Origin of the sequence: Xanthobacter autotrophicus (assembly GCF_029991245.1) — a bacterium.
GTDB classification, from domain to species: domain Bacteria; phylum Pseudomonadota; class Alphaproteobacteria; order Rhizobiales; family Xanthobacteraceae; genus Xanthobacter; species Xanthobacter autotrophicus_C.
In genome coordinates this window covers 1-8164 of the sequence record NZ_JAIVFO010000176.1, presented here as the reverse complement: position 1 = coordinate 8164, position 8164 = coordinate 1, and the positions used below count along the sequence as shown (strand labels likewise).

Genomic DNA, 8164 nt, shown 5'->3' with positions numbered 1-8164 from the left:
TGACGAGGGTGGGGTTGGGCTCCGCCGGCGGCAGCACGCCGCGCGGGCCGGTGCCCCGGCTGAGGGTGAGGCGCAGCACGCCTTCCGCCAGGGCGTTCGCCGCGGCCGTGGCGGCGAGGGCGGCGGCAAGATCCAGGGAGGGAAGGGGAAGGCCCAGCACCCCGGCCCCCGCGGTGAGGCGGGGGAGATGGGCCTCGAGCCGCAGCACGGCCCCTTCGCGCACCCGCATCGTCTCGAACAGGCCGTCGCCGAGGGTGAAGCCCCGGTCGAACGGCGAGAGGCGCGCCTCGTCCTCCTCCACCAGGCCGGTGCCGAGCCAGAGCTTCACGATGCGTCTCCCGACAAGGCCCGCAGCATGGGCGAGAGCTTCACCAGGCTCTCCTCATATTCGTCCGCCGGATCGGAATCGGCCACGATGCCGCCCCCCGCCTGGGCGAGCAGCGTATCGCCTGCCCGAGTGATGGTGCGGATGACGATGGAGGAATCCATGGCCCCGTCGAAGCCGATCCAGCAGACCGAGCCGCAATAGACCCCGCGCGGCACCGGCTCCAGTTCGTGGATGATCTCCATGGCCCGGATCTTCGGTGCCCCGGTGATGGAGCCGCCGGGAAAGCAGGCGGTGAGCAGGTCCACCGGGCCGAGGCCGTCCTTCAGCCGGCCTTCCACCACCGAGACCAGGTGATGCACGCTGGCGAAGGTCTCCAGCGCGCACAGGGCCGGCACCTTCACGCTGCCCACCTTGCAGACCCGCGAGAGATCGTTGCGCAGCAGGTCCACGATCATCAGGTTTTCCGCCCGGTCCTTCTCCGATGCCACCAGGGCGGCGGCAAGCCGCGCGTCTTCCTGCGGGTCCGGGCTGCGAGGGCGGGTGCCCTTGATGGGCCGCGTCTCCACCCGCCCGTCCGGATCGAGGGACAGGAAGCGCTCCGGCGAGGCGCTGAGCACGGCAAGCTCCGGCCCCGCGCGCAGGAAGGCGGCGAAGGGGGAGGGGGAGAGCGCGCGCAGGCGGGCGTAAAGGGCAAGGTCGGTGAGGCCTTGCGGCCGCGCCGCGCGCATCTGCTGGGTGAGGTTGGCCTGGAAGATGTCGCCGGCACGGATGTATTCGATCACCCGCGCGATGGAGGCTTCCACCTGCGCCCGCGGCTGCTCCGGCACGAAGCGGCCGGTGCGGGAAAAGTCGGGCTCGGGCGCGATGGCGGGGGCCGTGTCCAGCCGGCGGCGGACCGCCTCGGCCCGAACCTTCGCCCGCTCCAGCGCGGCGGCGCCATGTTCCGGCCGGCCGGTGGAGACGATATAGGCGCGGCGCTCCAGCCGGTCGAAGGCGAGCACCGTGTCGTAGAGGCCGAGCACCAGTTCGGGAACCGCCGGGTTTGCAGGGCGGGGGGCGGGCAGGCGCTCCAGATGGCGGCCCAGCTCATAGCCGAGATACCCCATGGCCCCGCCGCGAAACGGCACCGGGGAGGGGTCGGCCGGCACGGCATTGGCGGCCAGGGCGAGGGCCAGCACGCCGAACGGATTGCCGGGCACGATCTTCCCGTCCACGCGCACGCCGTCGGCCGCGCTGGTGATGACCTGGAACGGATCGGCCCCCAGATAGGACCAGCGCGCCCGCGCGTCCCCCTCCGCGGCGCTGTCGAGGAAGGCGCAATAGGGCGCATCGGCGAAGGCGTGGAGGACGGCGAACGGGTCGCGGTACGGAATTTCAACGATAAGCACGGCAGGGCGACCGATTCGAAACGCTGGCCACAAGATGGCGCCCCCGGCCCCCGGGGGCAATGCGCGCGATGGGCGCTTGGGGGGCGGCGTGACGCAAAGCTCCCCCGTCGCTGCATGGCCGCCGTCCTGCGCCTGCGCGAAGCCGCCTTCCCACGCCACGGGCATGTGCTATGGCAGCAATCACCGCTGGCGCGCCTGCGCCCGGCCTTCAGATCCCGTGCCCGGAACGAGCCCCGCGTGTCCGCCCCGCCTGCCCTCCATCCCGCGCATCATGCGCCGGCCGTCTGGTTCCTGAAGGGCCTGAAGGCGGGCCTGTCCGTGCCCGCCATCGTGCTGTTCGCGAGCTATCTCGGGTTCGGCGCGGTGCTCCAGAGCGTGGGTTTCCCGCTGGGGGCGGGGCTTGCCTCCACGCTCCTGGTGTGGGCGCTGCCGGCGCAGCTGATCCTCGTCGGCGGCATCGCGGCGGGAACCGCCCTGCCGGCGCTGGCCCTGGCCGTGGCGCTCTCCTCCATGCGGCTGCTGCCCATGGTGGTGTCGGTGGCGCCCTATATCCGCGGCCCGCGCCGCAGCCTGTTCTGGGAACTGGTGTGCGCCCATTACGTGGCCATGACCGTGTGGCTCGAGGGCCTGCGGATGCTGCCCCATCTGCCCGGCGAGGCGCGTATTCCCTTCACCCTCGGGCTCGGCAACATGCTGATCTCCGTCAGCATGCTCGGCACGCTGGCCGGCTTTCTGGTGGCGGGAGAACTGCCGATGCCGCTGGCGGCGGGCCTGCTGCTGCTGACCCCGCTCTCCTTCACCGTGCTGATGGTGCGCAACGCCGCCGGGGCCACCGACTGGCTGGCGCTGGCGGCGGGGTTCATCCTGATGCCGGCGACGCTGGGACTGGAGGGCGGCCTCGACCTGATGATCGCCGGCATCGGCGGCGGCACGTTTGCCTACGCTGTCGGCCGGCTGCTGGAGCGGCGGCGGGCGCGGGGGCGGTCATGACCGGCGCAGCCATGAGCGAGGGCGCGGCGCTGCTCATCGTGCTGCTGGTGGGGTTCCTGCCCACCGAGATCTGGCGCTCGCTGGCGGTCCTCGCCGGGCGGCGGGTGGAGGAGGGCAGTCCCGTCTTCCACTGGGTGAAGGCGGTGGCCACCGCGCTTCTGGCCGCCGTGGTGGCGCGGCTTCTTTTTGCCCCGGCGGGCGCGCTCGTCGCCGTGCCGCTGGCGCTGCGGCTGGGGGCGGTGGCGGGGGGCGTCGCGGGCTTCCTCGCCTTCCGCCGCTCGGTGTTCGCCGGCGTGCTCGTGGGCGAGTTCATCCTGATCGCCGGCATAGTCCTGTCCCATTGAGGCGCTGGCCGCCGGACCGGCCTGCGCCAAAAGAAAGGGCGCCCGGAGGGGCGCCCTGGAGGAAGGTCATGAAGACCTGAAGAAAAGCCGGCCCAGCCTTATGGCCGAGCCGGAGGGGATCGTCAGACCGAGTAGTACATCTCGAACTCGACCGGGTGCGGCGTCATTTCGAAGCGCATCACCTCGGTCATCTTCAGCTCGATGTAGGACTCGATGAAGTCCTTCTGGAACACGTCGCCCTTGAGCAGGTAGTCGTGGTCGGCAGCGAGCGACTCCAGGGCCTCGCGCAGCGAGCCGCAGACCGTGGGGATCTGCTTCAGCTCGGCGGGGGGCAGGTCGTACAGGTCCTTATCCATGGCCTGGCCGGGGTCGATCCGGTTCAGGATGCCGTCCATGCCGGCCATGAACAGGGCCGCGAAGGCGAGGTAGGGGTTCGCGCCCGGATCGGGGAAGCGGACCTCGACGCGCTTGGCCTTCGGGTTGTTGGTGTAGGGGATGCGGCAGGACGCCGAGCGGTTGCGGGCCGAATAGGCCAGCAGCACCGGAGCCTCATAGCCCGGGACCAGGCGCTTGTAGGAGTTGGTCAGCGGGTTGGTGAAGGCGTTCAGCGACTTGGCGTGCTTGATGATGCCGCCGATGTACCACAGGCAGTAGTCGGACAGGTCGGCATACTTGTCGCCGGCGAAGAGCGGCTTGCCGTCCTTCCAGATGGACTGGTGGACGTGCATGCCCGAGCCGTTGTCGCCGAAGACGGGCTTCGGCATGAAGGTCGCGGTCTTGCCGTAGATGTTGGCCACCTGGTGGATGCAGTACTTATACACCTGCAGGTGGTCGGCCATGGTCACCAGCGGGCCGAACTTGAGGCCAAGCTCGTGCTGGGCGGAAGCCACCTCGTGGTGATGCTTCTCCACCCGGGCGCCCATCTTGGCCATGGCAGCCAGCATCTCGGAGCGCATGTCCTGCGCCGAATCGATCGGGGGGACCGGGAAGTAGCCGCCCTTGGTCTTCACCCGGTGGCCGAGGTTGCCGCCCTCATACTCGGTGTCGAAATTGGTGGGCAGCTCGACGGAGTCGAGCTTGAAGCCGGTGTTGTACGGGTCCGCCTTGAAGCGCACGTCGTCGAAGATGAAGAACTCGGCCTCGGGGCCGAAATAGACCGCATCGCCGATGCCGGTGGACTTGGCATAGGCCTCGGCCTTGCGGGCGATGGAGCGGGGGTCGCGGCCGTAGGGCTGGTTGGTGGTCGGCTCCAGCACGTCGCAGACGATGGAGAGCGTGGTCTCCGCGAAGAAGGGGTCGATGCAGGTGGTGGCCGGATCCGGCATCAGCAGCATGTCGGATTCGTTGATGGCCTTCCAGCCGGCGATGGACGAGCCGTCGAAGGCGGTGCCTTCGGTCAGGAACTCCTCGTCGACCATGGAGATGTCGAAGGTAACGTGTTGCCACTTGCCGCGCGGATCGGTGAAGCGCAGGTCGACGTATTTCACGTCCTCGCTCTTGATCAGGTCGAGGACGTCCTTGGCCGTCTTGGTGGTCATGGGGGTATTACCTTTCTGCTGGCACGCAGGTTTTTATTGGACGCGTCAAATCGCGTCGAGGCCGGATTCGCCGGTGCGGATGCGGATCGCCTCCTCGATGGACGAAACGAAGATCTTTCCGTCTCCGATCCGTCCGGTCTGGGCCGCGCGGCGAATGGCGTCGACGGCCCGGTCTACCATATCGTCGGAGAGCACGACCTCGATTTTCACCTTGGGCAGGAAATCCACCACATATTCCGCGCCGCGGTACAGCTCGGTGTGCCCCTTCTGCCGCCCGAAGCCCTTGGCCTCGGTCACGGTGATGCCTTGCAACCCAACGTCCTGGAGGGCCTCTTTCACTTCATCGAGCTTGAAGGGCTTGATGATAGCCTCAATCTTCTTCATCCGGTCCGTCTCCCCTGGCCCGGCCACCGCCGCAGGTCGAGCCGCAGCATTTAAGCAGGATGTATGCCATCCATACGCCTAAGTGCCTATGCGGACCAGTGCGCCGGGCGAAGGTACTGATGCCTATCAAATAGGCTTAATGACTTTAAATTGGGCGAAGCACAACTTCATCCCGTGGGTTTGCTGAGTATCAACTGGGCATAAGAGCGGCAGGGGCATCACGTGCACGCACTTCTCGATCCACAGGAAATGGGTGAGGCAGATCGGCTCGCCGTCGAAATGGGCACGCCGTCCTTCGCGCTGATGGAGCGGGCAGGTACCGCGGTGGCCGACGTGGTGGCACGCTTTCCGCTGCCCACCCGCGTCGTCATCCTCTGCGGGCCGGGCAACAATGGCGGCGACGGTTTCGTGGCGGCACGGGTGCTGACGCAGCGGGGCTTCCGGGTCCGCGTTGCCCTGCTGGGCGAGCGCGCGCAGCTGACGGGAGACGCGAAGCGCGCCGCTGAGCGCTGGCGCGGGCCGGTGGAGGAGCCGGCGGTCCTCGACCTCACCGAGGCGGGGGTGATCGTCGACGCCCTGTTCGGCGCCGGCCTTGGCCGCGACCTCGACGGGGCGGCCAGGGCGCTGGTGATGCGCATGGCCGCGTCCGGCCGCCCGATCATCGCCGTGGACCTGCCCTCCGGCCTTGACGGCGCCACCGGCCAGGTGCGCGGCGCGGCGGCGCAGGCGCAGGAGACGGTCACCTTCTTCCGCCGCAAGCCCGGTCATCTGCTGGAGCCGGGGCGCAGCCTGTGCGGGCGGGTGCGCGTGGCCGACATCGGCATTCCCGATGCGGCGCTGGACGTGATCAAGCCCGCCACCTTCGTGAACATGCCCGATCTGTGGCGCCCCGCCTTCCCGCTGCCGGCGGCGCTGGGCCACAAATATGACCGCGGCCATGCGGTGGTGGTGAGCGGCGGTGCCTGGACCTGTGGTGCCGCCCGCCTGTCGGCGCGCGGGGCGCTCCGGGCCGGGGCCGGGCTGGTGACTGTGGCCCTGCCGCCGGACGCCCTGCCGCTGCATGCCGCCTCCTATGCCGCCATCATGCCCCGTCCCATGGGGTGCGACGACGACCTCGCCGCGCTGCTCGCCGACCGGCGGCTCGGCACCGTGGTGATGGGGCCGGGCCTCGGCACCGGGGCGGCGACGCGGGCGAAGATCGACCTCGCCGCGCCGGGCCGGCGCCTTGTGCTGGATGCGGACGCGCTCACCTCCTACGCCGGCGTGCCCTGGGCGCTGGCGGACGTGGCCGCGCGCACCGCGGGTCTCATCATCACGCCCCACGAGGGGGAGTTCGCCCGCCTGTTCGCCGGGGATCGGGCGGTGCTGGAGGCGCCCTCCAAGCTGGCGCGGACCCGGGCGGCGGCGGTGCGGCTGGGCGCGGTGGTGGTGCTGAAGGGGGCGGACACGGTGGTGGCGGCCCCCGACGGGCGCGCCGCCATCGCCGAGAATGCGCCGGCCTATCTCGCCACCGCCGGCGCGGGCGATGTGCTGGCCGGCATGGCGGGGGGCCTTCTGGCGCAGGCCATGCCGCCGTTCGAGGCGGCGGCGGCCGCCGTGTGGCTGCACGGGGAAGCCGCCCGCGCTGCCGGGCCAGGCCTCGTGGCCGACGACCTGCCCGAGGCGCTGCGGGAGGTCTACCGCCGGCTGTATGAACTGTTCGGGGTGCGGTGAGCCGACGGCCCACAGAGGCCGCCCGCCCGGAGGTTTTTGGCCCTCAGGCCGTCACCTCATAGGTCCTGGAGACCACCACCTCGCCGTCGCCGCCGCGCTGGCCGACGATGGACCAGGTGCCCGGCACGGCGGCGCGGAAGGCCACCCGCACCGTGGCCTTGGACGGCACCGGAACGGTGTCGTGCCACCACGGCCGCCAGCCGTCATAGACATTGTCCAGCAGGCGCACCGGATGGCCGGCAATATAGACCGACACCGGCGCATCGAGGCTGTTCACCAGCGTCAGCACCACGCTCCGGCCTGCCTTCACCGTGCCAAGGGAGGCCGCTCCTGCGCCCGGCTTGTCGCCGATGGGCAGGTCGATGCGCAGGGCATCCTTCAGGGGAACCTCGGCCGGCAGGTCGTTGGGCGGCAGCGGCGCCGGCAGACCCGCGGGCGGTGTCCCGGCCGGACCCACCGGGGTCACCACCGCCAGCCGGATGGGGTCCTGGGCGGTTTCGATCTCGATGATGGTGGCGTCGGCGTCGTCCAGCGTCGCGGCCACGTCCACCCGGCCGCCGGGGGCGATCTGGATGCGGCCGTCCTTCAATTCGAACGGTTCGGACACCGGCTGGCCGTCCACCGCGATGGCGAAGCTCGCCGGCCCGCGGATCTTGAGGCGCAGGAACAGCGGCGTCGCGTTCACCAGCCGCAGCCGCGTGCGCCCGCTCGCCGGGCCCTGCAGGGTGGGCGAGATGGCGCCGTTGACCGGGAAGATGGGCATCCCGCTTTCCGGCGGGAAGGACTGGATGAACAGCAGGTGGTCCGACGCATAGGCCGGGGCGCCCGCCTCCTCCACCACCAGCGCGCCGGCGAGGGCGCGGCGGGCGAGGCTGGGCGACGTGGCGTGATACCAGAAGGTACCGGCGTCCGTGGGCGTGAGGCTCAGGCTGGCGCTCTTGCCGGGGGCAACCGCCGCCAGCGCGGGCGAACCCGCCGGCAGACGCACGCCCTGCCAGGTGAGGGCGACGCTTTCCCTCAGGCTGTTGGCGAGGGTGACGCTGAGCGTGGCGCCCTTCTTCACCCGCAGCACAGGGCCGGGGAGGGCGCCGTTGAACAAGGCGAGCGGCCCCGGCCCGGCCAGCTCCGGCAGGCTGGCTTCGGCGGCGGTGAGGGTGACCGGGGGGCTGGCCTGGGGAACCGGCGGCGCCACGGCGGGCGGGGCGCCGGCCGGCGCCTGCGCGAGCGCCGGAACGAGCGCGCCCGCCGCGCCGGACAGGGAGAGGGCTGCAGCACCCTTGAGGACGGTGCGTCGGGAGGGAATCGGCGTCGTCACGCGGCGTCTCCTGGCAGGGTGCGTGGACCTTCATACGTGGCTGAAAAAAGGGCAAGCGGCTTTCCACCGCTGTTTTTTGCGCGCCGGCCGGCAGCCCCTCCCGTCGCCGGCCCAGCCGATGCCGCGCAAGGGCTTGCGGGCCGGCCGCCGGAGCGCGCGGATGC

The 8164-nt window shown here is 70.7% G+C and carries 8 protein-coding genes; 3 read left to right on the top strand and 5 right to left on the bottom strand.

The features are described from left to right. Positions 1-328 (bottom strand): aminotransferase class IV (locus tag K9U41_RS20430; RefSeq protein WP_282642689.1); only part of this gene is annotated, 328 nt, incomplete at its 3' end. Next, positions 325-1716: an aminodeoxychorismate synthase component I gene (pabB, locus tag K9U41_RS20425; RefSeq protein ID WP_282642688.1), complete on the bottom strand. Its 1392-nt coding sequence runs from the start codon at positions 1714-1716 to the stop codon at positions 325-327. The genes pabB and K9U41_RS20430, both read right to left, overlap by 4 nt. Before the next feature lie 237 nt (positions 1717-1953). Here pabB and K9U41_RS20420 point away from each other — a divergent pair, with 237 nt between their 5' ends. Next, on the top strand, positions 1954-2706 hold the full coding sequence (locus tag K9U41_RS20420) for an AzlC family ABC transporter permease (RefSeq protein WP_282642687.1): 753 nt from the start codon (positions 1954-1956) through the stop codon (positions 2704-2706). Continuing rightward, the gene (locus K9U41_RS20415) at positions 2703-3050 is read left to right on the top strand and encodes an AzlD domain-containing protein (RefSeq protein ID WP_282642686.1); all 348 of its coding nucleotides are present in this window, start codon (positions 2703-2705) and stop codon (positions 3048-3050) included. The genes K9U41_RS20420 and K9U41_RS20415 overlap by 4 nt, the downstream gene beginning before the upstream one ends. Positions 3051-3172: 122 nt before the next feature. Here the strand turns inward: K9U41_RS20415 and glnA are convergent, their stop codons facing one another. Together glnA and K9U41_RS20405 are read right to left on the bottom strand one after the other, a co-directional pair. Continuing rightward, the gene (glnA, locus tag K9U41_RS20410; RefSeq protein ID WP_282642685.1) at positions 3173-4588 is read right to left on the bottom strand and encodes a type I glutamate--ammonia ligase; all 1416 of its coding nucleotides are present in this window, start codon (positions 4586-4588) and stop codon (positions 3173-3175) included. Between the two features lie 45 nt (positions 4589-4633). Beyond that, positions 4634-4972, bottom strand: coding sequence for a P-II family nitrogen regulator (locus K9U41_RS20405; RefSeq protein WP_012115561.1), 339 nt, complete (start codon positions 4970-4972; stop codon positions 4634-4636). 222 nt (positions 4973-5194) lie between these two features. On the opposite strand from K9U41_RS20405, the gene K9U41_RS20400 reads away from it, so the two are divergent. Further along, positions 5195-6685: an NAD(P)H-hydrate dehydratase gene (locus K9U41_RS20400; protein WP_282642684.1), complete on the top strand. Its 1491-nt coding sequence runs from the start codon at positions 5195-5197 to the stop codon at positions 6683-6685. 43 nt (positions 6686-6728) lie between these two features. On the opposite strand, the gene K9U41_RS20395 is transcribed toward K9U41_RS20400, so the two are convergent. Further along, positions 6729-8000, bottom strand: coding sequence for a multicopper oxidase family protein (locus K9U41_RS20395; RefSeq protein WP_282642683.1), 1272 nt, complete (start codon positions 7998-8000; stop codon positions 6729-6731). Between the last annotated feature and the right edge of the window lie 164 nt (positions 8001-8164).

Coding starts and splice junctions, on each gene's coding strand:
- glnA (WP_282642685.1), bottom strand. CDS start 4,588: ATGACCACCAAGACGGCCAAGGACGTCCTCGACCTGATCAAGAGCGAG.
- K9U41_RS20405 (WP_012115561.1), bottom strand. CDS start 4,972: ATGAAGAAGATTGAGGCTATCATCAAGCCCTTCAAGCTCGATGAAGTG.
- K9U41_RS20415 (WP_282642686.1), top strand. CDS start 2,703: ATGACCGGCGCAGCCATGAGCGAGGGCGCGGCGCTGCTCATCGTGCTG.